The sequence below is a fragment of the Streptomyces sp. S4.7 genome (assembly GCF_010384365.1).
Classification (GTDB): Bacteria; Actinomycetota; Actinomycetes; order Streptomycetales; family Streptomycetaceae; genus Streptomyces.
The window spans coordinates 5,885,103-5,909,423 of sequence record NZ_CP048397.1 but is presented as its reverse complement, the minus strand read 5'-3'; the positions used below and the strand labels follow the sequence as shown (position 1 = coordinate 5,909,423).

Sequence of the window (24,321 nt, the reverse complement as noted above, 5' to 3'; positions counted from 1 at the left end):
GGAACAACCATGCCGCACACCCAGCCCACTCGGCACGCGCAGCAGACGCAGCACACTCAGCAGACTCAAGAGATCACCTTGGGCGATGTCACCATCACCCGCGTCGAAGAGACGCACGGCCCGATCATGCCGGCGGACCAATTCTTCCCGGACCTGCCCGAGCAGGCGTGGAAGGACCACCGCGAGACACTCGTTCCCGACCATCTGGGCGCCGAGGACACCATGGTCCACGCCGCGATGCAGACCTGGGTGCTGCGCAGCGAGGGCAGGATCATCCTCGTCGACACCGGCGTCGGCAACGACAAGTCCCGCCCCGCCGTGGCCTCCTGGGACCGGCTGAGCCTCGACTACCTCGGCAATCTCGCCCGTGCCGGTGTACGGCCCGAGGATGTCGACCTCGTGATCAACACCCATCTGCACGTCGACCACGTCGGCTGGAACACCCGGCTGAGCGACGGCACATGGATACCCACGTTCCCCAACGCCGACTACCTGATGCCCCGGGCCGACCTCGAGTTCTGGAACCCGGCGAACAATCCGAACATCACCGGTGGTGTCAACGAGAACGTCTTCGAGGACAGCGTCGCCCCCGTCCACGCCGCGGGTCTGACCCTGTTGTGGGAAGGCAGCCACCGTATCGACGCCAATCTGCGTCTGGACGCGGCGCCCGGACACACGCCCGGTTCCAGCGTGATCACCCTGACCTCAGGGGCGGACCGCGCGGTGTTCGCCGGCGACCTGCTGCACACCCCGCTCCAGATCATGGAGCCCGAGCACAACAGCTGCTTCTGCGAGGACCCCGTCGGCTCCCGCGTGACCCGCCGCAGGATTCTGGGCTGGGCGGCCGACAACAACGCGCTGCTGATCCCCGCGCACCTGAGTGGCCACGGTGCGGCCGAAGTGCGGCGCGAGGGACGGAAGTTCGCCATCGAGGGCTGGGCCCCGTTCACGCCGTACACCCACGCCTGACACTCACGCCTGACACCCGCGAACCCCCACTCACGGACCGCCACGACAGAGAGGCCGAGGCAGTGCCCCATCACCCCACCACCCCCGCGAACCGTCGGGCCGATCCCGTCGCCACCACGGCGCAGGGCGCTGTCCGCGGCCGTCGTCGGGACGGAGTCCTCTCCTTCCTGAACATCCCGTACGCCGCTCCTCCCACCGGGGCCGGCCGGTTCGAGGCGCCCCGGCCGCACGACTCGTGGCACGAGGTGAGGGACGCGACCGTGCCGGGGCCGAACGCCCCTCAGTCCGGACGCCGACTCGGCGGTGTGGACATGTCCCCCTACTTCGGGGCCGGTTGGAGCCGTGGGGAGGACTTCCTCACGGTGAGCCTCTGGACACCGGAGGAGGCGGGCGGCGGCCTGCCGGTGATGGTTTTCGTGCACGGTGGCGGCTTCGTCGCGGGCTCGACGCGTTCGGCGCTGTACGACGGTACGGGCTTCGCCCGCGACGGCGTCGTCCTCGTGACCCTCAACTACCGGCTCGGCATCGGGGGTTTCCTGGACATCCCCGGGGCGCCCGCCAACCGTGGACTGCTCGATGTCGTGGCCGCGCTGCGCTGGGTCCGCGCGAACATCGCCGCCTTCGGGGGTGACCCGGACAGCGTGACCCTCTTCGGCCAGTCGGCCGGGGCCACCGTCGTCGGCGGCGTACTCGCGAGCCCCGAGGCCACCGGCCTGTTCCGGCGGGCGATCGTCCAAAGCGGCAGTGGACTCGGCGCGTTCACGACCGAGCAGGCGGCCAGGGTCACGAAGGCCGCCGCCGGGGCTCTCGGTATCGAGCCCCGGGCCGACGCCTTCGCCGCGGTCCCCGACGAACTCCTGGTCCAGGTCGCCTCCCGGCTCACGGGCATCGACCTGCGGACCGAGACTCATTTCGACCCGCTGGTCGGGATCAGCCCCTTCAGCCTCGTCCTGGACACCCAGCCCGCCCAGGCCGTCGCCAGGGGTCAGGGAGCCGATGTCGACCTGCTCATCGGCACCAACTCCGAGGAGGGCAACCTCTATCTGGTCCCCACCGGTGAGTACGCGCGCTCGACCGCGGCCGACGTCGACGCGCTCGCCGCCCGCTCGCATCCGGACCCGAAGCAGCTCGTGGCGGCGTACCGGACCGCCCGGCCGGGCGCGGACTTCGGCGCGCTGCGTTCGGCCGTCATGGGCGACTCGTTGTTCGGAGCGGGCAGTTGGGCCCTGGCCACCGCGCACGCCGCCCAAGCGGCCCCGTCGGCCCTGTCGGCCACCTTCTGCTACGAGTTCGCCTGGCGCTCGCAGGCCCTGGACGGACAACTCGGCGCCACCCACACCACGGAGCTGCCCTTCGTCTTCGACCTCACCCACCTGCCCCGCCTGCACGGTCCCAACGCCCTGCTCGGCCCCGGCGGACCCCCGGCTGACCTGGCCGTCCGGGTCCACGAGACCTGGGTCCGGTTCGCCAGGACCGGCGCCCCGGGCTGGGACCCGTACGACACCGAACGCCGGGCCACGATGCGGATCGACAACGAGTGGAGCCAACTCGACGACCCTCGCGCCCAAGAGCGCCGAGCCTGGAACTGACCGCCCCACCACGGCCCCGCCCCGCCCGTACCGCTGCCGGCAACCGCTTGGCCGAGTTGGTCGTCTCTTCGGGAAGTACCTGATCACCAGAGGAGACAGAAGTGACGACACCCCCGGGACCAGACCAACGAAGGCCGCGCCCAAGGGTGGTGGAGACCGCCTTCCTGCTGCTCCTGGCCGCCATCGCCGTGGACGCCGTGGTCTGGACGCTGGACACATTCGTCATCGCTCCCTCCGGGCTCGACGAAATGCGCACCGAGACGAGCGGGAGCGGAGCGATCCAGCAGGTCGCCGTGTCCGCCGGATTCCTGATCCTGACCAGCGGCCTGTTCCTGTTCTTCGTCTTCCAGATGCGCCAGGGCCGGAACTGGGCACGCAACACACTTGCCGCCGTCGCGGCTCTCGTCGCGTTCTTCCTGATGAACAGCGTGAGCATGAACGAATTCGACGGGGCGAGCACGGCTGACGTCATCTACGACGTCTTCGTCAGCGTCAGCCCGGTCTTCCTGGTGGCCGGCGCCGTCCTGCTGATGTTCCTCCCAACGGCGAACACGTACTTCTCCCCCACGAAACACACGGATCAGCAGGCCGCCTGAGGATCTCCCCCGGCGGGCGCCCTCGTCGCCTTGGCCGTTGGGCGCCCCGCGAGGGCCCGTCAGGTGAGGCGGTCGGCCTCGTCGAGCAGGTAGCGGCGCTCGACCTGGTTGTCGGTCAGGGCGGCCGCCTCGCGATACAGCGTCGTGGCGCCCGCCGTGTCGCCGGTCATCTGGACCAGGTGGGCGCGCACCGCGCGTTCGCGTTGCCGGGTGAGAGGGGCCCGGTCCAGTCCGTGGCGGCGGTTGAGGTCGTCGAGCAGCGTCAACCCCCGGGCCGGTCCGAAGGCTTGGGCCACGGCGACCACCCGGCTCAGCCGTACCGGCGGGGTCGGGGTGAGGCGTTCGAGCCACAGGTACAGCATGGCGATCTGCGGCCAGTCCGTGTGCTGAGGAGTCGTGGCGGCGGCGTGCAACGCCGCGATCGCCGCCTGGAGTTGGTAGGGGCCCGTCCCGCTCCCGTTCCAGACCCTGTCGATCAACTCGGTTCCCTCGCGGATGAGATGGCCGTTCCATCGCGTGCGGTCCTGCTCGTCCAGTGGCAGCAGACCGCCGTCGTCACCGGTGCGGGCCGCGCGCCGCGACTCGGTGAGCAGCATCAGCGCCAGCAGGCCGGTCACCTCTCCGTCGTCCGGCATGGTGTCGGCGAGAGTCCGGGTCAGCCGGATCGCCTCACCGGTCAGGTCGACACGGGCGAGTTCGTCGCCGGTGGTGGCCGTATAGCCCTCGTTGAAGATCAGATACAGCACCCGCATGGCGGCCGTCATCCGGCCGGGCCGGTCGGCGGCGGTGGGCGCGGTGAAGTGGGCGCCGGCGCGGATGAGTTGCTGTTTGGCGCGGCTGATCCGCGTGCCCATGGTGGTTTCGGACGTTCCGTAGGCGTGCGCGATCTCGGCTGTCGTCAGACCGCCGACCGCGCGCAGTGTGAGCGCCACTTGTGAGGCGTGGCTCAGCGCCGGGTGGCAGCACAGGAGCAGCAGGGTGAGGCTGTCGTCGGTCTCCTGCGGGGGTCCGGCCCGGCGATCCGTTTCCCCCATGGCCAGTTCGGTCATTCCGACCTCCCGCTCACGCCGGCGCCGGGCCCGGTCGGAGCGGAGCAGGTCGACCATCCGCCGGTAGCCGATCCGGATGAGCCAGCTGCGTGGGTCCTCCGGTATGCCCTCGGCCTGCCATGTCCTGCTCGCCACCAGCAGCGCTTCTTGTACCGCGTCCTCGGCGGTGTCGAAGCGGCCGAAGCGCCGCACCAACGCGCCGAGCACCTGCGGTGCTTCGGCACGCAGCAGATTCTCGATGTCCGTGGCCGTGGCCGTGGCCGTGTCGATGTCCGCGTCCGGCCCGCCGTTCACCGGCCCGTCCCGCACCGAAGCGCGTGGCGCGCCGCGCACACCGGGCCTCGTGGGGGTCCGCCGGTCATGCGGTGAAGTCCTCGCTCATGATCGGCCGGATCTCGATCGGCTCCCCGAGCACCTCCACGATCCGCGAGGCGATCTCCACCGCCCGCTCCCGGTCGGCCACGTCGATCACGGCGAAGCTCGCCAGAACCTCCTTCAGTTCGGCGAACGGTCCGTCGGTCGCCATCATGCCGTCCGGTGTCCGGTGGACCGTGGTGCTGACCGCCGGGTGGCCCAGGCCCTCGGTGGTGACGAGCTCACCGGTGTCGATCAGCTCCCGCTCGAACCTCTGGTAGACGGCGAACGCGGCCAGCGCCTCCGGGGACGGGGAATCGGCGGTCGCGGCGTCCCAGGCGGCGGCCGATGTGTAGCCGAGCAGCAGATACTTCATCGCGGTTTCCCCTTGGATCCTGTTCGGGTGATGGTAGGGCGGTTCAGCGGGTGCGCCGCAGTGACATCGCGACGACGGTCGTCCAGGTGAAGGCGACCAGACCGTTCACGGCGATCTGGATACTCATGTGGTCCGGCGCCATGGGCAGGACCAGGACGAGCGCGGCGGCGCCGTTCAGTACGGCCGGGAGCACCGCGTGGCGGCGCACACACCGTACGGTCAGGACGATGGCGGCGACGGCCAGTGCCGTGAAGGCGATGGCGGCCGACGCGGAGTGCGCGACGCCGTGCCAGGACATCTCGGCGACCGGCCGGTCGGGGGTGCCGACCGGGAAGCCGTTCTCCGGATCCATGGGGAACAGACCGGCGGCGATCAGCCCGACGCCGAAGATCCCGACACAGACCGGCAGCACCCGCCGTCCGTATCCCTCGCGGAGAGTGCGCCCGATACCGGCGGCCAGTGCGAGTGCGCCGAGACCCGCGAGCACGAATGTCGTGATCTGGATCCAGCCGAGGCCGCCGGTGGAGAGCTGGCTGATCGGGTGCCGGGCGATGTCGAAGCCCGTACGGGTGAACATCTGGATGACGGCCGAAGCGGCGAAGACCGGTCCGGCGAGGGCCCCGGCGGCCAGCAGGCGGCCCGAGGAGCGGGCCGTGGAGCGGGCCGTGGAAACGACGCCGGTGGTGGAAACAGCGGGGGCGGCGGGAACGGCGGGAACGGTCATTTCTTCCTCCTTGAGGGGTTCTCGCGGCTACCTCGTTGCCGGGTCCGGGATCTCGACGCGTCGGCAATGTGACCCACACCACATGAGACGGGTGTCAAGAACGGGCGGACAGCTCCGAGGTAGCCGCGAGAACCCTTCAAGGAGGAAGAAATGTCCGAGACCAACCTGCCGAGCGCCGAACTGAGAGCCCTGGACCGCCTGGTCGGCACCTGGGCGGTGACCGGAGGAGCCGAGGGAACCGTGCGGTACGAGTGGATGCCCGGCCGGTTCTTCCTGATCCAGCACGTCGAACTCACCCAGTCCGGCGAGCCGGTCACCGGCATGGAACTGATCGGGAATCTCCGCCCGTTCGGCGAGCCGGTCGGCACGGACGTGGTGTCGCGGTACTACGACTCGAACGGCAACACCTTCGACTACGTCTACGAACTGGCCGGCGACAAGCTGACGATCTGGGCCGGCGCGAAGGGCAGCCCGGCCTACTACGAAGGCACGTTCAGCGCCGACGGCACCACGGCGACCGGCGACTGGGTCTACCCCGGCGGAGGGGGTTACACCTCGACCATGACCCGGATCTGAGACTCGGCCCGCGGTGCGGTCTGCGCCCTGTCCGGATCCGTGCGCCGACCGGACGGGGCGGGGGCCGCCGGGATCGAGCGGGCACGGCCGACCCGACCGGCCCTCCACCCGGGCCACCCGACCCGGATGCCCGGCCGCCCGCCGTCACCCGGCGTTCGCCCCGGAGGTGGTGAGCGGCGGGGCCGGCGGCATGGCCCAGCGAATGGTGCGGGTGAGCAGGCGACCGGCCGGTTCCACACAACCCTCCGGCAGCAGCGGCGGAGGCCGCACCCGCAGTGCGGTACGGGCCCACGGGGGAAGCGTGACGATCGCGTTCGCGGCGAGGACCGCGTAGGGCGGCCGGGCCACGAGGGGCAGGGGCGGGTGGTGGAGGATGAAGTGGGCGGCCTCAAGCGCCTCGCGGGTGGGGCGCAGTTCGGGGCGGTACGCCGTGAGCACCGCGGTCAACTCCTCGCGGGTACGCGGAGGGTCCACGACTCCGAGCGCCTCCGCGACGTGAGCGGTGTCGGCGACGTAGCCGTCGAGGCCCGCCCCGTCCAGGGGATCCGCTCCGTACCGCTGGTGGGCCATGAGGAAGCTGTCCACCTCCGCGGCGTGGACCCAGCCCAGCAGATGGGGGTCGGCCGCGTGGTAGGCCTCCCCCGAGGCGGTCCGTCCCCGTATGCCCTCGTGCACGGCCCGCACCCGGTCGACGGCCGCCTGTGCGTCGTCGGCGGTTCCGTACGTCGTCATGGCCAGGAACGTACTCGTGCGCTGGAGTCTGCCCCACGGGTCGCCGCGGTAGCCGGAGTGAGCGGCCACCGCCGCCATCGCCAGCGGGTGGAGGGACTGCAGGAGCAGCGCTCTGAGGCCGCCGATGAACATCGAGGCGTCGCCGTGGACGGTTCGGACCGGCCTGTCGGCCTCGAACCACCGCGGCCCCGGAGTGTCATGGATACGCGCCCGGTTCTCTTGTCCCGCCGGGCCCGCGACCCGGGCGAAGAGAGCGCCGCCGACCCGGCCGCGCAAATCCGGAGCAGATTTCCCGAAAGGGCTCATATGACTATTCTCGCGCCTGTCGGCCCGTGGCGGGACGGGCGCCGTTCGGGCCCCCCACTCGGGGCAGGGGGCGCGGCCCTGGGCAGGGCGTCAGCGCGTGGCCTGCCGGGGGATGCGTGCGGCGGCCCACCGCGAGAGGTCCGGTTCGGCGAGCGAGCTGACCCACAGGTCGACCATCGCCGTGGTCCGCTCTCCGGGCCAGGGGCCGACCCCGAGCACCCGCATACCGGCCCGTGACGCGGCTTCGACACCGCACAGGGAGTCCTCCACGGCGAGCGTGTCGGCCGGGTCCGTCCCGCAGTGGCGTGCCGCGGCCAGGTAGACGTCCGGCTGCGGCTTGGGCCGGATTCCGGTGTCGGGGACCACGATGTGGCCGAAGTAGTCACGCAGGCCCGCCGTGTCCAGGCAGGACTCGACGACCTCGCGCGGGCAGTTGCTCGCCACGGCCAGCGGGGCGAACGTGGCCGCGGACACGACCAGTTCACGGGCTCCGGGCATGGTCAGGGGGTTCTCGGCGACCAGGTCGCGGAAGATCCGGAGCAGGCTGCCGGTCATGTCCGCCGCGAGGTCGGGCCGTCCGGCCTCCTCGGCCATGAGCAGGCCGCACTGGGTGTAGTGCAGTCCCTTGGCACGGTCCGCGAAGCCCGGAGCCGGGGCGAGGCCGAACTCGCCGAGCGCGTGTTCTCGAGCGTTCTGCCAGTGTCTTTCGGTGTCCATGAGGGTGCCGTCACAGTCGAAGACGATGGCCGAGGGGGTCCAGGAGAGGACTCGTTCAGAGGTCATGCGAGTTGTTCCGTTCCGCAGTGCCCGCGGAGGACAGAACGCCGAGCACGGTGCCGTCAGGGCACGGTCGACGCGTAGGCCGCCGGATCCGGGGGCGGGATCGGTTCCGGGTGGACGCACATGACGAAGGAAGGTTTCTCCGGGCTTGTCCACCCAAGAACATAACGATCACTACGTTATGAAGCATTACGAAAAGTAGTCAAGGAGGGACACATAGGTATGAAAATGTGCCTACCGGTACTCCAGGGCCCCATAGGCGACATACCGGCCCCCTTGCAGAACACGGAAACCGCAGGTCCGGTGGTGCGGCACAGCCAGCACGCGGGCGGCCGGCGCGAACTCGGCGAAGCTCAGGGCTTTCAGCCGACCGGCGGTAGGGCGCACACACCGGCCCTCGCTCGCGAGCGCGCCGGCCTGCCGCGCCGCTTCCAGCAGGACCATGCCCGGCACATGGTCCGAGGGGTGGTCGAAGAAGAAGGGGTGCCGCGGATCGGCCGGCCGCAGTCGTACGGCGCCGTCGTCGAGCGCGATCATCACATCGCGCGGGTCGGCCACCGCGATCCGTCCGATGTCCGGCCGGTCACGGGGGCCGGTGGGCGCGGGCGGAAGCGCGGTCGCCCCGGCGCCGCGTACGGCGGCGTACTGCTCCGGGCCCAGGAAACGCGCCCCGCCGCCGGCCCGTGCGAATATCCCGGAGCCGGTTCGGACGGAGATCTCCATCCGCAGTCCGGCGACATGGCCGTCCGCCCCGTTGCGTATGTCGGTCACTCGCGCGCGGCAGGTCACGTCCGTGGAATTCGAGGTGGCGCGGGGTTCGCGTTCCGGATCGATCCGGAAGAACAGGTCGGTGATCAGCAGCCGGGATTCGGGCGGCACCGCGTAATGACGCAGCGGCAGATAGATACCGAGCTGGCGCATCGTCTCGATGACGATCAGCGGACTGTGCAGGTCGGCACCGTCCCGGGGAAACGTGGGATGTGATCTCGACCAGGAGGCCGCCGCGTCGAACACGCCCCTCTGCCTGCCGGGACGTACGTCGGTGAGCAGCACCTCCGCCGCCGACCTGCGGTGCACCAGTTCACGAGGCACGGTCCGTGACCAGCTCAGCCGGGATTCACCGGTGAATACACCCACCGAATTCTCCATATGAACAGAAGAACTCATCCCCTTCAGGTCCGCACTCCGTCCTTTCGATCACGACGGCTTCATGGACTAGATTTCCGTGCTGAAACGGGAAGGCGCGGCATCGGGGTGCATGTGCAGGGACGGGCGAAGGCAACACGGCGTTCTCTTCTGGAGGCGGCCGCGCAACTGTTCGAGGAGCGGGGCTACGCGGGCACGAGTATCAGTGACATCAGCGCGCTCTCCGGCCGGACGAGCGGTGCGATCTACTTCCATTACGCGTGCAAGGAGAATCTCGCCCTCGCGGTGATGGAGGAGGTGTTCGACACCTGGCCCACGCTGGTCAGACGCCACCGTGAGGCGGACATCCCGGCCCTGGAGAAGCTCGTCGCGCTGAGTTTCTCGGTCGCCCGCGCCTTCCGGGACGATGTCGTGGTACGAGGCGGCTCACGGCTCTGGGCCGAACGCAAGTCCGTCGACACGTCCCTTCCCTCTCCGTTCGAGGGCTGGATCGAGACGGTGGTCGGCCTGCTGGAGGAGGCCGGTCGCGAGGGCGTACTCACCCCGTCCGTGATCCCCCGGAAGGCGGGGAACGCCGTGGTGTCCGCGTTCTTCGGCCTGCACACCGTCTCCGACGCGCTGGACGGCCGGGAACACATCGAGGAGAGGCTGCACGACCTGTGGCTCCTCCTGCTGCCCGCGCTCCAGGCGCGTCCCGGGGCCACCTCACTGCTCGACCGGGCGTACGCCCACCTCACCGAAGCCTCGGGGACGCCGGCCCCGGCCGGCCCGCAGGTGCGGAAGGGAACCGGGACGGCGCGCCGCTGAGCGCCGACGGTGATGCGCGGGCCCGGCCCCCCTCCACGTACAGGCGGTCGGCCGACGAAGCGCCGGTCCCCGCTCGCGGGACTCCGAAACCCTGTGTTCCTCTGGGAACGGTATCGAGAGCCCCGGTGAAGGAGGCGAGGGTGGTGGAGAAGCGCACATCATCGGACGGAGCGGCCGGGGGCGGGCCCGGGGCGCCGGAGAACGTGGCCGACCGGGTGGAACTGCGCCGGATCCAGTTGGGGCTCTCGCCGGACGAGTTGGCGCACCGCGCCCAGATGTCCCTGTCCTACCTGCGGGAGCTGGCTTCGCTGCACGGCGACTTCGATCCCGAGGGGCTGACCCGACTGGCCAACGCCCTGGACATGACATCCGTCGAACTGCTCCACGGACGCGCCGACCCGCCGCCGGGCCAGCCAGGCGCCGCGGCCCATCCGCGTCTGAGGCGGCTCACGGAGCACGAGTGCTGGGACCGGCTGGACACCCATGGGGTCGGGCGCCTGGGGCTACGCGGAGACACCGCGCCCGTGGTCGTACCGGTCAACTATCTCGTGGACGGGCTGAGCGTCGTGTACCGGAGCGAGCCCGGCAGCGTCCCCGCCGTCGACGCGGGCACGTCACTCTCCTTCGAGGCCGACCACCTCGACGAAGCGCGGATGAGCGGCTGGAGCGTGCTGCTGACAGGGACGGCCGAGCACATCACGGATCCCGGGGCAACGGGCGCACTCGCGGACCGGGCGGGCTCACGTCCCTGGGCGGGCGGGTCGCGGCCCCTGTGGATCCGGCTGCTGCCGGAGCAGATCAGCGGCCGGGTGATCGACACACACTGATGTGGCTCTCAGGGCATCAGTGGAGCACCTTGGTCTTCGCCTTCTGGAATTCGTGATCGCTGATGGCACCCCTGTCGTGCATCTCGACCAGCTTCGCCAGTTGTTCCGCCTGACTGGTGCCGGCTCCGGCGGTCGCGCGGATGTAGGAGTCGAAATCCTGCTGCCGGGCCCGCGTTTGGCGCTGTTCACGTTCTCCCATGCCGCGGCCTCGGACGGCGACATAGACGAAGACCCCGAGGAAGGGGAGGAGGATCACGAACAGCAGCCAGCCGGCCTTGACTCCTCCGGCCATGTCGTCCCTGAGTATGTCCGCGATGATTCGGAAAAGCAGAATCAGCCACAGCACGCTCAGGACGAAGAAGAGGACCGTCCAGAACGCGCCCAGGATCGGATAGTCGTTCGCCAGGTTCATCTCTCCGGTCATGGTTCCTTCTCCGCTCGTAGGGGGTGGTGGATACGTCCTCGCCCTCCGGTCCCGCGCTACGCGTCTTCCGGAGTCGGCGGCCGCACGATGCCGCGGATGCGGGAACCTCACCGTCATGGTGCGGCTTCGAGCCACCACCTGCCACCCGGCTACGGCTCGCCCGGCGCCACGCAACGCCGCGGGGACCGCCTGCAACGTCTGCTCGGCCCCTGGGCGGTCTGGCCTCCCCGCCCCTGCCCACCCTCGACCCGACACCCCGCCCCCGCTCGCCGCGCCGGACGATCGAGGGCGAGAGCGGCGGCTAGTTAGTACCTCCCGGTCGACGACCCTGCCTCCGCCGCCCACCCCGACAACTGCGTCCGTCAAGTGGTCCGGGACGCAGGGCGAGTTCTGCCGCCCCTCGCAGGCCGCCTCAAGCCCATGATGCGGCCACGGGCCAGCAAGGCGACCGGGTGGCGCTCAACGAGCTGCTCCACGCGATGGCCTCGATGAGCAGTCCCTGCCCCGCCCGCACACCTTCGGCCCCAGCCCTCACCGCGACCGGGACCAGGACGGCGCCGACCGTCAGGTCAGTCGTCCTTCTTCACCGGCTCCAGGATCGCGACACACTCCACATGATGCGCCATCGGAAGGATGTCAGCCTGCGCACGTCATGGACAACCCCAGGTCAGAGCGGTTGCTTCAACTCGCCGTCCTGCGTGTGAGCTCCTGGAGCGTCAAACGAGCGTCACGGTTGACGAGCGGCAGGACGTCCCCGTGGCTGGGGCGGACGGGGGTGTGTTCGGTGACGAAGTCAGCGTCCGTAAAGGCCGGAGAATCCGCGGCGCCGAGGTGCATCAACTCCAGCCACATCCTCTCGTCGATGGCCGTGCCGGCAAACGCACCGACTCCAACCAGTGCGCCAACCAGGCAGGTCGGAGGAAGTCTGGGTGCACCAGCGCAAGTACGAGCAGAGCAGGCGCCGGTACTTGGTCGAGGACGTCCTCAAAAACACCGGCAGCGCCGTGGTCTGGACCTAGCCCTGCTCGCTCAGCTCACTTCGGCGGCCAATGACACCGACATTCCCGAACGGCTTCAGGATCTGATCTCTCAGCAGGCCGCCGAGCCGACGACGTCGGACTTTCCCAGGGAGGAGCCTCCCTCAGCGCCACAGGGACGGGAGACGGCCACGATGCATCTGTCCAGCTTCCTGAACAGCATCGGTTTCACCGACGGAGATGTACGCCGCCCGATGCTCGCCGCACAGATCGCCGGCCTCATCAAAGAGCAGAACCGCCACGAGACCGCCGACGAGATCCAGCACCACTTCGATCCGCCGGCGTCCCTCGCCCCGGACGACGACGAGGCACCTGCCTCCGGCTCCCCCCTCGCCTAGGAGAAGAAGCATGGACAGCGAATTGGCCGTACTCGTGGCATCGGGCGCCACCACGCTGGTCTCTCTCATGGTCACCGACTCCTGGACACACGCCCGGGAACTCGTCGGGCGGTACCTGACCCGCACAGGCGCGGACCCCGGCACGTTCGACGACCTGCAGGACGCGAGGGCCCTGCTCCTGGCCGCCGATGCCACGGAACGTGAACGGACCGCCCGCGAGATCAGCCGACGATACGGTGCCCGTCTACGCCGACTCGCGGAAGCCGACGGCAGCGACGAAGCCCTGCGCGCTCTGCTGACCTCGTTACTGCAACTCTCGGCGTCCGCGACAGACAGCTGGCGCATGGTGGACAACCGCATCAGCGGCGGAGTCCAGCACGGTCCTGTCATCCAGTCGGGCACCGTTGCCGGGCTGACCTTCCACGTGGATCACGTCGATCGCCAGTAGCGCCAGTGCGGGGAGAGCACCGCGCACTCCTGTGCTCTGTCAACCCGTTCCCACCCCGGCGCGGATGATACGGGTGTCGTGGGCAATGCGAGTCGGGCGCCCGAGGGCAGCCGCGCCGCATAGCTCCGCGCGCCCGATGGTCACGGCACCCTGGAATCCATTCGGCGAGGTCGCCGTCATCGTCGACATCGCGTCGAGCGACGGGGCGGGGACCGGCAAGAGGTGTGCGTCGACTCAGGTGTCCCCCGTCGCCGCGTTGGCGCAGGGGGCATCGATCGCATCGGCGCCGGGTACGTGACGCCGGGGTAAGGAACCCAGCGTCACCCGGTGACCCGAGCCAAGAACTCGAGCGGAAAGCCTGCGGCCGCTGTCCGGTATGCCGCGTCCAAAGGGAGCCATGCCTTCCAGCACACAGCGTCCCATTCCGGCGTGACCTGGGCAGGGCCGGACCGCGTGTGAGGGCAGGGCACGCGCGTGCCCTGCCCTCACGTCGTCGAACGTCAGGAAACGGGGAACCAGGCCGAGAGGCGCTTGGCAATGGCCGGTACATCGATGTTGTCCTGTGCGACTTCCTCGACGAACGGGCCGGCAACGGAGACGTGTGGCGGGACGGTACTGGCGCTGAGGCCGTTCAGCCGCAGGAAGGCGCGCATCGCGAGCCAGGCGGTGCGTTTGTTGCCGTCGATCAGCGCGTGATTGCGGGCAACAGAGTGCAGCGATGCCGCCGCTTTCTCGTGCAGCGTGGGATACAGCTCGGCCCCGAACACGTTCGTCCGGGGCCGTTCGATCGCGGACACCAAGAGTCCCATGTCCCGCACGCTGTGCTCGGTACCATTGACCGCGCGAGCGATGGCCAGAATCTCGTCGATCTGGATATAGCGCACTTCGGTCACTTCAGATAGTCCAGGATCTCCGCATCGCTGTCCATGAGCTCCGCCAGGACGTCATCGACCTTCAGCTCGGCCCGATCCTGCGCGTCACGGATGGCCTCAATGGCAAGCTCCTGCTTGCTGCGGCGCTCCCGACGAGCCCGCTCGGTGAGCTTCGCGTCAAGGTCGTCGGGAAGTCGGAGTGTCATCGCCATACAGCGATGATACCGGACTGGTATCTAGGCGGCGAGGTGATACCAGCCACTCAAGGACCGCGGACCACGGTGCCGTCCTTTGTGGCCCGATCGGCCACGAGGTATCGGCACGCCCGCCGCTGGCGAGGTGCAGTCGACCCTCGAACCCGGAATCCTTGCTCTGCGTTCCGCATCGCCACGTCGCCCGCGAGACCCGCGCCAGCCCTTGAAGCCGCAGCTCGGAACGTTCCGCACAAGCGAACCTCAGCCGACGCATTCCGCGAGCGCGAATAAGCCGAAGTGACCGCCTGCAACAAAGCAGCGGGTCAGCGGCCCTTCTCGGCAGGCTCCAGGATCGCCACGCACTCCACGTGGTGCGTCATCGGGAACAGGTCGAACGCCCGCAGCGTCCGTGGCTTGTAGCCCGCCGTGCGGAAGTAGGCCAGGTCGCGGGCCAGTGCCGCCGGGTCGCAGGCCACGTAGGCGATGCGGCGGGCGCCCAGGCCCGCGAGGTGGTTGACGACCTGTTTGCCGGCGCCCGCGCGAGGGGGGTCGAGGACGATCAGGTCCGTCTCGGTGATCTGGGTGCGGGGCAGCACCGTGTCGACCTTGCCGTGTTCGATGCGGACCCTGGGAAGGTCCTGGAGGTTGTACTGGGCGTCCTCCGCCGCGCGCCTGCCGGATTCGATGCCGAGCACCGCGCCCGTCTCGCCCACGCGTTGGGCGATCGCCCCGGCGAACAGGCCCACCCCGCAGTAGAGATCGAGGGCCGTCTCGCCCTTGCGCGGCATCAGGCCCTGCATCACGGCCTCCACCAGGACCTCGGGGGCCTTCGGGTGGACCTGCCAGAAGCCGCCCATGCCGATGCGCCAGGTGCGGTCGTCGGCGCGTTCGCGGACGAACGCGCGACCGTGGACCCGGTGCACTCCCCCGTCGTGCTCCTCGATCCGCAGGACCGACACCGGCCTGTCCAGCTCGACCAGCGGGAGCCGGCCGCCCTTGAGCGGGGCGAGGATCACCTGGCGGTCGCCGGAGCCGGAGGCCGCGATCGCCTCGACCGAGGCCATCTGCGGCCACTCGCGCTTCTCGACGCCGAGTTCGCTGACGCCCTCGGAGGCGATCATGCAGTGGTCGACGGGCTGTACGTCGTGCGAGCGGTGCTTGCGCAGTCCGGCGCGGCCGTCGGCGTCGACGGCGTACTGCACGCGGGTACGCCACTGGGGCACCTCGCCCGCGGGGAGTTTGTCGCCGGGCGCGGGCATGACCGTGCCGTCCCAGCCCGCCTCCTCCGGGGTGAGGCCGGCCAGTCGCTGAAGCTGCTCGGTGATGACGTCGCCCTTGAGGCGGCGCTGCGCGCCCGGCTTGGCGTGCTGCCAGTCGCAGCCGCCGCACATGCCGGGGCCCGCGTACGGGCAGGGGGCCTCGACGCGTTCCTTGGAGGCCTCCAGGACGGTGACCGCGTCGGCCCGCAGATAGCGCGAGCCCTCGTCGCCGTCCGTCACACGGGCGACGATCCTCTCGCCGGGCAGCGCGTGCCGTACGAACAGCACCCGGCCCCCGTCGGTGCGGGCGACGCAGTGGCCGCCGTGCGCGACGGGACCGACCTCGACCTCGTACTCCTCCCCGACCAGCGAAGCCTGCTCAGGAGCCTGCTCTGAAGGCTGCGGTTCTGTCTGCATGAGGGGCTGGGCTCCAAAAGGTCAAAGACGAGGTCAAAGGCGGGAAGGTGGGGCGGCGGAAGCCAATCAGTCTACGTGCGGGCGGCAGCGCCCACCGCCACCCGCGGTCCCTCAGGACTTCCCCGTGGGCTCCTTCTTCGGCCGTGTGTCCACCGGCCCCCGCCGCACCGAGCCGGGCGCGCTCCACTCCGCACGCCGTCTGGCCCTCTTCTTCGCGACCTCGGAGGACTCCAGCTGGTACGGCACGGAGGTCACCATCACGCCCGGGGAGAAGAGCAGCCGCCCCTTGAGCCGGAGCGCGCTCTGGTTGTGCAGCACCTGCTCGTACCAGCGGCCGACCACGTACTCGGGAATGAAGATGCTGACGACGTCGCGCGGACTCTCGGTGCGCAGGCCCTTCACGTACTCGATCACGGGCCGGGTGATCTCGCGGTAGGGGGAGTCGAGGATCTTCAGCGGGACATTGATGCCGCGCCGCTCCCACTCCTCCCTCAACTGCTTCGTCTCGGCGGGGTCGACGTTGATGGAGAGCGCCTCCAGCCGGTCGGAGCGTGTCAGCTTCGCGAAGGCGAGCGCGCGCAGCGTCGGCTTGTGGACCTTGGAGACGAGCACGATGGTGTGGACGCGGGAGGGCCGTACGCTGTCGGGGCCGGGGGCCTCGGCGGCGGCGATCTCCTCGGCCACGCGGTCGTAGTGCCGGCGGATCGCGCTCATCGTCCCGTAGAAGATCACCATGCCCAGCAGGGCGACCCATGCCCCGTGCGTGAACTTGGTGGCCAGCACGACGATCAGGACGAGCCCGGTGAAGGTGGCGCCGAAGGCGTTGATCGCGCGTGAGCGGATCATGCGGCGGCGCTTGGCCTTGTCGCGTTCGGTCCGCAGATGGCGGTTCCAGTGCCGGACCATGCCCGTCTGGCTGAGGGTGAACGAGACGAAGACACCGACGATGTAGAGCTGGATCAGCTTGGTCGAGTCGGCCCCGTAGAGCCACACCAGCAGGATGGCGGCGCCGGCCAGCAGCACGATGCCGTTGGAGAAGGCGAGGCGGTCGCCGCGGGTGTGGAGCTGGCGCGGCAGATAGCGGTCCTGCGCGAGGATCGAGCCGAGCAGCGGGAAGCCGTTGTACGCGGTGTTGGCGGCCAGGAACAGCACGAGCGCGGTGGCGCCGGCGAGCAGGACGAAGAAGAAGGTGTCCGCCCCGAAGACGGCGGCGGCGACCTGGGTGATGACCGGGTTCTGGACGTAGCCGTCACCGACCGGCACACCGTCGCGCAGCAGGTCCTTGCCGGGGAACTCGGCCATCTTCACATCGGTGGCCATGGCCAGGCCGATGATGCCGCAGAACATGGTGACGGCGAGGGTGCCCATCATCGCCAGCGTGGTGGCCGCGTTCCTGCTCTTGGGCTTGCGGAAGGCGGGGACGCCGTTGCTGATGGCCTCGACGCCGGTGAGGGCCGCACAGCCGGAGGAGAACGCGCGCAGCAGGAGGAAGACCAGCGCGAACCCGGCCAGTCCGCTCTCCTCCGCCTTGATCTCGAAGTGGGCGGTGGGCGCGCTCATGGTGTCGTCGAGTACGAGCCCTCGGTAGGCGCCCCACAGGATCATGATGAAGACGCCGGTGACGAAGATGTACGTCGGGATGGCGAAGAGCTTGCCCGACTCCCGTACGCCGCGCAGATTCATCAGCGTCAGGATGACGATTATCCCGATCGCGCACGGGACTTTGTTCTCGATGACGAAGGGGACCGCCGAGCCGAGGTTCTCGACGCCGGAGGCGATCGAGACGGCCACGGTCAGGACGTAGTCGACGAGCAGGGCGCTCGCGACGGTCAGACCGGCCTTGGGCCCGAGGTTGGTGGTGGCGACCTCGTAGTCGCCGCCGCCGCTCGGATAGGCGTGCACGTTCTGACGGTAGGAGGCGACGACGGTGAACATCAGGACCACCACGGCCAGTGCGATCCACGGGCTGAAGTGGTACGCCGAAGCGCCCGCGATGGAGAGCACCAGGAGGACTTCCCCCGGCGCGTAGGCCACCGAGGAGAGCGGGTCGGAGGCGAAGACGGGCAGTGCGATGCGTTTGGGAAGGAGCGTTTCTCCCAACCTGTCGCTACGCAGCGCCCTCCCGATCAGGATCCGTTTGGGCACGTCGGTCAGTTTCGGCACGATGAGGATCGTAAGCCGTACGGGCTCGGCCCTCGCAAGCACCACCCCGCCCGGACGGGGCCGGAGCCCCACCGCCCCGCGCGGCGGGCGTTGGGGCTCCGGCGAGCGGGGCGGCGCGGCCCGAGCGAACGGCGTCAGACGTGCTCGGGCGAGCGCTCCCCCGCCGGCCGCTCGGACGGCCCCGCCGGACCGTCGTGGGCGCCCCGGGCGAAGAGCAGCCCCGGCCACCAGAACCGGCGCCCCAGGTCCAGCGCGAGGGCGGGCACCAGCACCGTACGGACCAGGAAGGTGTCAAGCAGGACTCCGATCCCGACGATCACCCCCATCTGCGCCATCGTCACCAGCGGCAGCGCCGCGAAGACGGCGAAGGTCGCGGCGAGCACCACGCCCGCCGAGGTGATCACACCTCCGGTGCTGGTCAGGCCCTCCAGTACGCCGCGCCTGTGGCCGATCCGCAGCGCCTCCTCGCGGACCCGGTGCATCAGGAAGATGTTGTAGTCGATGCCGAGCGCGACCAGGAACACGAAGCCCATCAGCGGGATCGACCAGTCGACACCGGCGAAGCCGAAGACGTGCTCGAACAGGAGGTTCGACGCGCCGAGCGCGGCGAAGTACGACAGGACGACCGTCGCGAGCAGCAGCACCGGTGCGACCAGGGCGCGCAGCAGCAGGATCAGTACGACCAGCACCACCACCAGCACCACGGGGATGACCGTGCGCAGATCGCGGTCGGCGGCCCGCTGGGTGTCGAGGGTCTGCGCGGTCGCCCCGCCGACGAGGGCGTCGGCGCCGTCCACCGTCCGTACGGCGTCCCTGAGCCGGTCGACGGTGGCCTTGGCCGCAGCGCTGTCCGGGGTGTCGGTCAGCACCACCGACAGCGTGGCGAGGCGTCCGTCGGGCGTACGGTCGCCGTCCTCCACGCGTGCGACGCCCTCGACGTCCCGCAGGGCCGCCCCGACGTCGGCGGCGCGGTCGGCGCGGGTGACGACCTTCGCCGGATCGGAGGCGCCCGACGGGTAGTGCGCGGAGATCAGTTCCTGCGCCACGACCGATTCGGGCTTCTCCTGGAACATCTCCGACTGCCGCAGCCCCATGTCGATGCCGACCGCGCTGAGCGCGAGGACTCCGGTGACGCCCACCGACATCAGCCAGGACCAGCGCGGGCGCCGGGCGACCAGGGCGCCGATCCGGGACCACACGGTGGCCTCCTTGCGGACGGGGGTGCCGAAGCGCGGGACGAACGGCCAGAAGACCCAGCGGCCGGCGATCACCAGCAGCGCGGGCAGCACCGTGACCATCGCGAGGAACGCGCAGACCACCCCGACGGCGCCGACCAGCCCCATGGAGCGTGAGGAGTTGATGTCGGCGAACGCCAGAGTGACCAGCCCGATCGCGACGGTGCCCGCCGAGGCGAGGATCGCCGGGCCGGAGCGGCGCAGCGCGGTCCGCATCGCCTCGTGCCGGTCCTCCAGGCGGTGCAGTTCCTCGCGGTAGCGGGCGATGAGCAGCAGTGCGTAGTCCGTGCCGACGCCGAAGACGAGCACCATCAGGATGCCCGCGCTCTGCGGATCGACCGGCAGATGGCCGTACTTGGCGAGCAGATACGTACCGACCTGGGTGAGTACGGCGGCGAAGCCGACGGACAGCAACGGGAACAGCCACAGCAGGGGGCTGCGGTAGGTGATCAGCAGCAGGACGGCGACGACGAGCCCGGTCGCGATCATCAGGGTCGCGTCGAGGGTGCCGAAGACGGCGACGGAGTCGGTCAGGGAGGCGGCGGGGCCGCCGACCTCGGCCTCGACACCGGGTGGGGCGTTGGCGCCGGCGATGTCGCGGAGCCTGTCGACCGTGTCGGTGATCTCGTCCTCGTACGACAGGGGCACGACGGCCATCAGGGCCTCGCCGTCCTCGGACCGTACGGCGGGCGGCAGTTGCTCGCCCTCGGCGACGTACGGCGCGAAGCGCTCGCGGTCCGCGCCGGCCTTCGCCGCGGCCCCCTCGCCGGTGTAGACGACGACCGCCGGCATCAGCGTGTCGGTGCGGAACCTCTCCAGCTCGGTGTTGACCCGGGCCGATTCCGCGCCACGGGGCAGGAACGCGTTCGGCCCCGTCTCCTCGACCTCGCCGAGCTTGCCCGCGAGCGGGCCGAGCGCGACGACGAGGATGAGCCAGGCGACCAGGACGAACCACTTCCCGCGGCTGCCGCCGGGTGCCCCGGCGAGCCGCTTCGGCAACGTGGTCATGAGTAATCTCCTCGTATGGAGTGAGTGAGGGGCACACTCCTCCCGCACCGCGGCGTGATGGTTTGCCGACCTGCCGCGGCGCGTGGGGGTGGTGCCCCGGGTGACGGATCTCCATCAGTACGGCCGGGAGCTGGAACTCCCGGCCGTACGACTTCACTTGGCGCCGGTCCTACTCGATCTCGCGCATCATCTTCTCCATCGACGCGATCGAGCCGCGGGCCTGCGTCAGCTCGTCGAGCGTGCGACGGTGCAGTTCGACGTTGTCCTCCAACAGTTGCGCGTACTTCATGGCGAGCTGCTTGTACTGCTCCTCACGCGCGGCCAGCATGCGCGCGCGCCAGGTCGCCGCGACCTGCCAGACGACCACGATGAGGAACAGGAAGACGCCGCCGGCGCCGATGGCCCCGGCCAGGTCCGTCCATCCCGAATCGTTCATTTCGCGGACTCCTTCATGGTCGTTCCCTCTTCCTGGGTGAGCGTCTGCGCCGCCGTGGCGACGGACTGGGGGGTCAGGGCGAAACAGAACGGCGTCAGCTCGAAGTACTTCATCGCCTTGCCGCTCTCGGACAGCTCCAGCGTCCCGACGACCAGACCGGCCGCCTCCAGCCGCTGGAGGTGCATGTGCAGCAGCGGACGGCCGATGCCGAGTTCGCGGGCGAGCCTGCTGACGTAGTTCCGGCCCTCCAGGAGCGCGCCGACGATCCGCATCCGGTGTGGATTGCCGAGCGCGCCGAGCACTTTCAGCAGCTCGTCGCCGGTCGGGACCTGTTGCATCGCAGCGCCCTTCATCAGCACCTGTCAGAGAAGACTGACAGTAGCTCCCGGACCTGTCAAAGAAACCTGACACATATCAGGGTGGACTGAGGGGAAGTCGGGGTCGTCTCAGGGTCCCCCCGACGCCTCCCCGACACGGGTGACGGCACGGCGGACACGGACGCATAAGCTCATCACCGGGCGGCGCCCCGTACGGTTGTCCCCGTCCGTGGCCCGGCGCACGGAGAAGGAAGAGTGAACCAGGTGTTTACGCAGGTCAGCTCGGCGAACAGGACTGCGGGGTAAAGAGGACGTGCACATCGTCATCATGGGCTGCGGCCGAGTGGGAGCCGCGCTCGCGACCAGCCTGGAGCGGCAGGGGCACACGGTCGCGGTCATCGACCAGGACCCCACGGCGTTCCGCAGGCTCGGCTCCGGCTTCGGCGGGCGGCGTGTCAACGGCGTCGGCTTCGACCAGGACACCTTGCGCGACGCGGGCATCGAGGACGCGGGCGCGTTCGCCGCGGTCAGCAGCGGCGACAACTCGAACATCATCGCCGCCCGGGTGGCCCGCGAGATGTTCGGCATCGAGAACGTGGCCGCGCGCATCTACGACCCCCGGCGCGCGGAGGTCTACCAGCGGCTCGGCATCCCGACCGTGGCGACCGTCCGCTGGACCGCCGACCAGATGCTCCGGCGGCTGCTGCCGTCCGGCGCGGAGACGCTGTGGCGCGACCCGAGCGGCGGCGTACAGCTCGCCGAGGTCCACACGTCGGCCGGCTGGATCGGCCACAAGATCAGCACCCTCCAGGAGGAGACGGGCGTCCGGGTCGCGTTCCTCACCCGGCTCGGCGAGGCCATACTGCCCACGTCGCAGACCGTGCTCCAGGAGGGCGACCTCGTCCACGTGATGATGCGTACGGACGACATCCAGAAGGTCGAGGCGGCTTTCGCCGAGGGCCCCGAGGAGGGCGGTCACTGATGCGCGTCGCGATTGCCGGAGCAGGCGCGGTGGGTCGTTCCATCGCGGGCGAACTGCTGGAGAACGGCCACGAGATCCTGCTGATCGACAAGGCGCCCACCGCCATCTCGGTCGAACGGGTCCCGATGGCGGAGTGGCTGCTGGCCGACGCTTGCGAGATCACCTCGCTGGACGAGGCGGCGCTCCAGCGCTGCAACGTCGTGATCGCGGCGACCGGCGACGACAAGGTCAACCTGGTCGTCTCGCTGCTGGCCAAGACGGAGTACGGCGTACCGAGGGTGGTCGCCCGCGTCAACAACCCCAAGAACGAGTGGCTGTTCAACGAGTCCTGGGGCGTGGACGTCGCGGTGTCGACGCCGCGGCTGATGTCGGCGCTGGTGGAGGAGGCGGTGAGCGTCGGCGATCTCGTACGGCTGCTGCGCTTCAGCCACGGCGACGCGAACCTCGTGGAGCTGACGCTGCCGCCGGAGTCGGCGGTGACGGGGACCCAGGTCGGGGACGTGAACTGGCCGGAGGACACGTCGCTGGTGACGATCATCCGGGGCTCGCGGGTGCTGACGCCGCACGCGGAGGAGACGCTGGAGGCGGGGGACGAGCTGCTGTTCGTGGCGGCGCAGGCGCGGGAGGAGCAGTTGGAGGACCTGCTGTCGGTGCGCCGGGAAGACGCGTAGCGCTGCGGGGTCGCCGTCCCCGGCGGGGGGCGGCCCTGCGGGCCGGGCTCGGTTGCCGGGTCCGCGCCGTGCGGGCCGTGCGGGCCGGTTCTGGCCTCAATCGCCGGCCGGGCTCGGGGTGGTCGCGGTGGTGGCCGGGCGCCGCTCCGAGGTCATGCCCGGACGGCGTGATTTACGGCGCGTGCAAGGCTCGTTGGTGTATCGGGAACCGGGCTTCTCACGCGCCACAAATCAGCCCGAGTGTCCGGACACGACCCCTGCGCGTCCCCCTTCCAACCCGCGGGAGGGGGACGGTGGATCGGTGACCGTTGAGGTCGCCGGTGTGAGGGGGGCGGGGGCGCAGGAGGGGGTGTGTTCGGACACTCAGGCTGATTTGTGGCGCGTGAACACGATGGGTCAGCGGGTCCAACGAGCCCTGCACGCGCCGTAAATCACGCCGTCCGGACATGCCCCTCCGGAGACCCCGAACCCCGCCCACGACCGACAACCGCAACCGCCCCACCCCCGGAAGGGCCCCCACCCCCGGCAACGAAACAGCAACCACCTACCGCTGCTCCCGCGAAGCTTCCTCCGCCTCCATCTCGGCGAAGACGTCAATCGGCGCCGGCGCCTTCGCCAGGAACACCCACGTCAGATACACCGCCAGCAGGAACGGCGGGATCTTCAGCGACACCAGTACCCAGCCCAGCTGCGTCGTGTCCGCCCACCAGTACAGCGGGAAGAGGATCGCGCACTTCGCGAGGAGGATGAACCCCCACGCGTAACTCGCCTTCGTGTACGCCGCTTTGCGCCCCGGGTTCCGCGTGCGCCAGGACAGGTTCTCCTTGAAGACCGGCCCCAGGATCAACCCGATCAGCGGCACCCCCGCGACGCTGGTCCCGATGTAGGCGACGGCCAGCCCCAGCGTGTAGAGCATGCCCGGCAGATAGAAGTCCTTCGCGTTGCCGGTCATCATCGCGAAGACCACACCGAAGGCGACCCCGAAGACGCCGCTGAAGGCGTGCTTCACCGTGTCGCGGCGGATCAGCCGGACGGCGACCAGCAGCAGCGACACCGCGAGCGCGGCGATCGCCGAGACGTGCAGGTCCTTGTTGATCGTGAAGATCGTGACGAAGAGCAGTCCGGGGACGACCGTCTCCACCATGCCGCGCACGCCGCCGAACGCCTCGAAGAGCGCGGCCTCGGTGACGGCCTTGGCATCGGCGTCGGTCTGCGGGTCGGCGCCCTGGGGGGCGCCCGAGGTACTGGGGTCTGTCGTCGCGGGCTTGTCGGTTGACGTCACCGGCTACTCCTGTCCGAGCGGTCGGAGTTCGTATTTGGGGTTGAACAGCACCCTACGGCCGTGGCTCATGGAGATCCGGCCGGATGCGATGAGCTTGCGGCCCGGCTCTATGCCCGCGATGGAGCGCCGTCCCAGCCACACCACGTCCAGCGGCGCGGTGCCGTCGAACAGCTCCGCCTCCAGCGCGGGCACACCGGCCCGTGGACGCAGGGTGACCGTCCGCAACGTACCAGTCACCGTGACTATCTGGCGGTCGCCGCAGTCGCTGATGCGTGTGCAGCCCGAGGCCTGCGTGTCCTCACGCAGCTCCTCGGATTCCAGGTCCCCTTGGGAGCTGGACAGCCGGTCGAGCATCCGGCGGAAGCGGCCGGTCGGCTTCTCAGCACTCATGGCAGAAGCGTACCGGG

Annotated in this window: 26 protein-coding genes and 1 pseudogene; 10 read left to right on the top strand and 17 right to left on the bottom strand. The window is 69.9% G+C overall.

Annotated elements, in window-relative coordinates; all coding sequences use genetic code 11:
* The first annotated feature begins 9 nt into the window (after nucleotides 1-9).
* The 3 genes from SSPS47_RS26330 to SSPS47_RS26320 all read left to right on the top strand — a co-directional run bounded on the left by SSPS47_RS26330 (nucleotide 10) and on the right by SSPS47_RS26320 (nucleotide 3,154).
* Nucleotides 10-969, top strand: coding sequence for an MBL fold metallo-hydrolase (locus tag SSPS47_RS26330; RefSeq protein ID WP_164253125.1), 960 nt, complete (start codon nucleotides 10-12; stop codon nucleotides 967-969).
* 62 nt (nucleotides 970-1,031) lie between these two features.
* The gene (locus SSPS47_RS26325; protein ID WP_164253124.1) at nucleotides 1,032-2,558 is read left to right on the top strand and encodes a carboxylesterase family protein; all 1,527 of its coding nucleotides are present in this window, start codon (nucleotides 1,032-1,034) and stop codon (nucleotides 2,556-2,558) included.
* Nucleotides 2,559-2,704: 146 nt separating this feature from the next.
* On the top strand, nucleotides 2,705-3,154 hold the full coding sequence (locus tag SSPS47_RS26320; RefSeq protein WP_164253123.1) for a hypothetical protein: 450 nt from the start codon (nucleotides 2,705-2,707) through the stop codon (nucleotides 3,152-3,154).
* Nucleotides 3,155-3,213: 59 nt separating this feature from the next.
* Here the strand turns inward: SSPS47_RS26320 and SSPS47_RS26315 are convergent, their stop codons facing one another.
* The 3 genes from SSPS47_RS26315 to SSPS47_RS26305 all read right to left on the bottom strand — a co-directional run bounded on the left by SSPS47_RS26315 (nucleotide 3,214) and on the right by SSPS47_RS26305 (nucleotide 5,657).
* A complete protein-coding gene (locus SSPS47_RS26315; RefSeq protein ID WP_239065337.1) occupies nucleotides 3,214-4,473 on the bottom strand; it encodes a sigma-70 family RNA polymerase sigma factor in 1,260 nt (419 codons plus the stop codon).
* 88 nt (nucleotides 4,474-4,561) lie between these two features.
* Nucleotides 4,562-4,933, bottom strand: coding sequence for a YciI family protein (locus SSPS47_RS26310; protein WP_164253122.1), 372 nt, complete (start codon nucleotides 4,931-4,933; stop codon nucleotides 4,562-4,564).
* A gap of 43 nt (nucleotides 4,934-4,976) precedes the next feature.
* Complete coding sequence (locus SSPS47_RS26305) at nucleotides 4,977-5,657, bottom strand: DUF998 domain-containing protein (RefSeq protein WP_164253121.1); 681 nt, start codon at nucleotides 5,655-5,657, stop codon at nucleotides 4,977-4,979.
* Between the two features lie 150 nt (nucleotides 5,658-5,807).
* On the opposite strand from SSPS47_RS26305, the gene SSPS47_RS26300 reads away from it, so the two are divergent.
* Complete coding sequence (locus tag SSPS47_RS26300; protein ID WP_164253120.1) at nucleotides 5,808-6,233, top strand: hypothetical protein; 426 nt, start codon at nucleotides 5,808-5,810, stop codon at nucleotides 6,231-6,233.
* Nucleotides 6,234-6,377: 144 nt separating this feature from the next.
* Here SSPS47_RS26300 and SSPS47_RS26295 read toward each other — a convergent pair whose 3' ends face one another.
* From SSPS47_RS26295 to SSPS47_RS26285, 3 genes are all read right to left on the bottom strand, one after another.
* On the bottom strand, nucleotides 6,378-7,271 hold the full coding sequence (locus SSPS47_RS26295) for an oxygenase MpaB family protein (protein ID WP_164253119.1): 894 nt from the start codon (nucleotides 7,269-7,271) through the stop codon (nucleotides 6,378-6,380).
* A gap of 90 nt (nucleotides 7,272-7,361) precedes the next feature.
* A complete protein-coding gene (locus SSPS47_RS26290; RefSeq protein ID WP_164253118.1) occupies nucleotides 7,362-8,054 on the bottom strand; it encodes an HAD family phosphatase in 693 nt (230 codons plus the stop codon).
* 231 nt (nucleotides 8,055-8,285) lie between these two features.
* Nucleotides 8,286-9,188 (bottom strand): ScbA/BarX family gamma-butyrolactone biosynthesis protein, encoded by a 903-nt coding sequence (locus SSPS47_RS26285; protein ID WP_239065050.1) that lies wholly within the window; start codon nucleotides 9,186-9,188, stop codon nucleotides 8,286-8,288.
* Nucleotides 9,189-9,311: 123 nt separating this feature from the next.
* Between SSPS47_RS26285 and SSPS47_RS26280 the strand changes: the two genes are divergently transcribed.
* Both SSPS47_RS26280 and SSPS47_RS26275 read left to right on the top strand, forming a co-directional pair.
* On the top strand, nucleotides 9,312-10,004 hold the full coding sequence (locus tag SSPS47_RS26280) for a ScbR family autoregulator-binding transcription factor (protein WP_203558108.1): 693 nt from the start codon (nucleotides 9,312-9,314) through the stop codon (nucleotides 10,002-10,004).
* 143 nt (nucleotides 10,005-10,147) lie between these two features.
* Nucleotides 10,148-10,831: a pyridoxamine 5'-phosphate oxidase family protein gene (locus tag SSPS47_RS26275; RefSeq protein ID WP_239065049.1), complete on the top strand. Its 684-nt coding sequence runs from the start codon at nucleotides 10,148-10,150 to the stop codon at nucleotides 10,829-10,831.
* 16 nt (nucleotides 10,832-10,847) lie between these two features.
* Here the strand turns inward: SSPS47_RS26275 and SSPS47_RS26270 are convergent, their stop codons facing one another.
* Nucleotides 10,848-11,255, bottom strand: a complete 408-nt coding sequence (locus SSPS47_RS26270) for an SHOCT domain-containing protein (RefSeq protein WP_164253115.1) — start codon at nucleotides 11,253-11,255, stop codon at nucleotides 10,848-10,850.
* 1,171 nt (nucleotides 11,256-12,426) lie between these two features.
* Here SSPS47_RS26270 and SSPS47_RS26265 point away from each other — a divergent pair.
* Together SSPS47_RS26265 and SSPS47_RS26260 are read left to right on the top strand one after the other, a co-directional pair.
* Nucleotides 12,427-12,630: a hypothetical protein gene (locus SSPS47_RS26265; protein ID WP_164253114.1), complete on the top strand. Its 204-nt coding sequence runs from the start codon at nucleotides 12,427-12,429 to the stop codon at nucleotides 12,628-12,630.
* A 10-nt stretch (nucleotides 12,631-12,640) separates the two neighbouring features.
* Complete coding sequence (locus SSPS47_RS26260; RefSeq protein ID WP_164253113.1) at nucleotides 12,641-13,078, top strand: hypothetical protein; 438 nt, start codon at nucleotides 12,641-12,643, stop codon at nucleotides 13,076-13,078.
* Nucleotides 13,079-13,117: 39 nt separating this feature from the next.
* Here the strand turns inward: SSPS47_RS26260 and SSPS47_RS35590 are convergent.
* The 8 genes and pseudogenes from SSPS47_RS35590 to SSPS47_RS26225 form a co-directional block, all read right to left on the bottom strand.
* A pseudogene (locus SSPS47_RS35590) lies at nucleotides 13,118-13,372 on the bottom strand (hypothetical protein); the annotation flags it as partial.
* A 206-nt stretch (nucleotides 13,373-13,578) separates the two neighbouring features.
* On the bottom strand, nucleotides 13,579-13,971 hold the full coding sequence (locus tag SSPS47_RS26255; RefSeq protein ID WP_164253112.1) for a Fic family protein: 393 nt from the start codon (nucleotides 13,969-13,971) through the stop codon (nucleotides 13,579-13,581).
* The gene (locus SSPS47_RS26250; protein ID WP_031089472.1) at nucleotides 13,968-14,162 is read right to left on the bottom strand and encodes a ribbon-helix-helix protein, CopG family; all 195 of its coding nucleotides are present in this window, start codon (nucleotides 14,160-14,162) and stop codon (nucleotides 13,968-13,970) included. The genes SSPS47_RS26255 and SSPS47_RS26250 overlap by 4 nt, the downstream gene beginning before the upstream one ends.
* Nucleotides 14,163-14,467: 305 nt before the next feature.
* Nucleotides 14,468-15,820, bottom strand: coding sequence for a TRAM domain-containing protein (locus SSPS47_RS26245; RefSeq protein WP_164253111.1), 1,353 nt, complete (start codon nucleotides 15,818-15,820; stop codon nucleotides 14,468-14,470).
* 111 nt (nucleotides 15,821-15,931) lie between these two features.
* The gene (locus SSPS47_RS26240; RefSeq protein WP_164253110.1) at nucleotides 15,932-17,983 is read right to left on the bottom strand and encodes an APC family permease; all 2,052 of its coding nucleotides are present in this window, start codon (nucleotides 17,981-17,983) and stop codon (nucleotides 15,932-15,934) included.
* 134 nt (nucleotides 17,984-18,117) lie between these two features.
* Nucleotides 18,118-20,226, bottom strand: a complete 2,109-nt coding sequence (locus tag SSPS47_RS26235) for an MMPL family transporter (protein ID WP_164253109.1) — start codon at nucleotides 20,224-20,226, stop codon at nucleotides 18,118-18,120.
* A 169-nt stretch (nucleotides 20,227-20,395) separates the two neighbouring features.
* Nucleotides 20,396-20,662, bottom strand: coding sequence for a hypothetical protein (locus tag SSPS47_RS26230; protein WP_147878707.1), 267 nt, complete (start codon nucleotides 20,660-20,662; stop codon nucleotides 20,396-20,398).
* Nucleotides 20,659-21,000 carry a winged helix-turn-helix domain-containing protein gene (locus SSPS47_RS26225; RefSeq protein WP_164253108.1) on the bottom strand — a complete coding sequence of 114 codons (342 nt, stop codon included), beginning with the start codon at nucleotides 20,998-21,000 and terminating at the stop codon, nucleotides 20,659-20,661. The genes SSPS47_RS26230 and SSPS47_RS26225 overlap by 4 nt, the downstream gene beginning before the upstream one ends.
* Nucleotides 21,001-21,292: 292 nt before the next feature.
* On the opposite strand from SSPS47_RS26225, the gene SSPS47_RS26220 reads away from it, so the two are divergent.
* A complete protein-coding gene (locus SSPS47_RS26220; protein ID WP_164253107.1) occupies nucleotides 21,293-21,961 on the top strand; it encodes a TrkA family potassium uptake protein in 669 nt (222 codons plus the stop codon).
* Entirely contained in the window at nucleotides 21,961-22,632 is a 672-nt protein-coding gene (locus SSPS47_RS26215) for a TrkA family potassium uptake protein (RefSeq protein ID WP_164253106.1), read from the top strand. Before SSPS47_RS26220 ends, SSPS47_RS26215 begins: the two co-directional genes overlap by 1 nt.
* Nucleotides 22,633-23,176: 544 nt before the next feature.
* On the opposite strand, the gene SSPS47_RS26210 is transcribed toward SSPS47_RS26215, so the two are convergent.
* Entirely contained in the window at nucleotides 23,177-23,914 is a 738-nt protein-coding gene (locus SSPS47_RS26210) for a DUF3159 domain-containing protein (RefSeq protein ID WP_147878710.1), read from the bottom strand.
* Nucleotides 23,915-23,917: 3 nt separating this feature from the next.
* Nucleotides 23,918-24,304: an OB-fold nucleic acid binding domain-containing protein gene (locus tag SSPS47_RS26205; RefSeq protein WP_164253105.1), complete on the bottom strand. Its 387-nt coding sequence runs from the start codon at nucleotides 24,302-24,304 to the stop codon at nucleotides 23,918-23,920.
* Nucleotides 24,305-24,321: the final 17 nt, after the last annotated feature.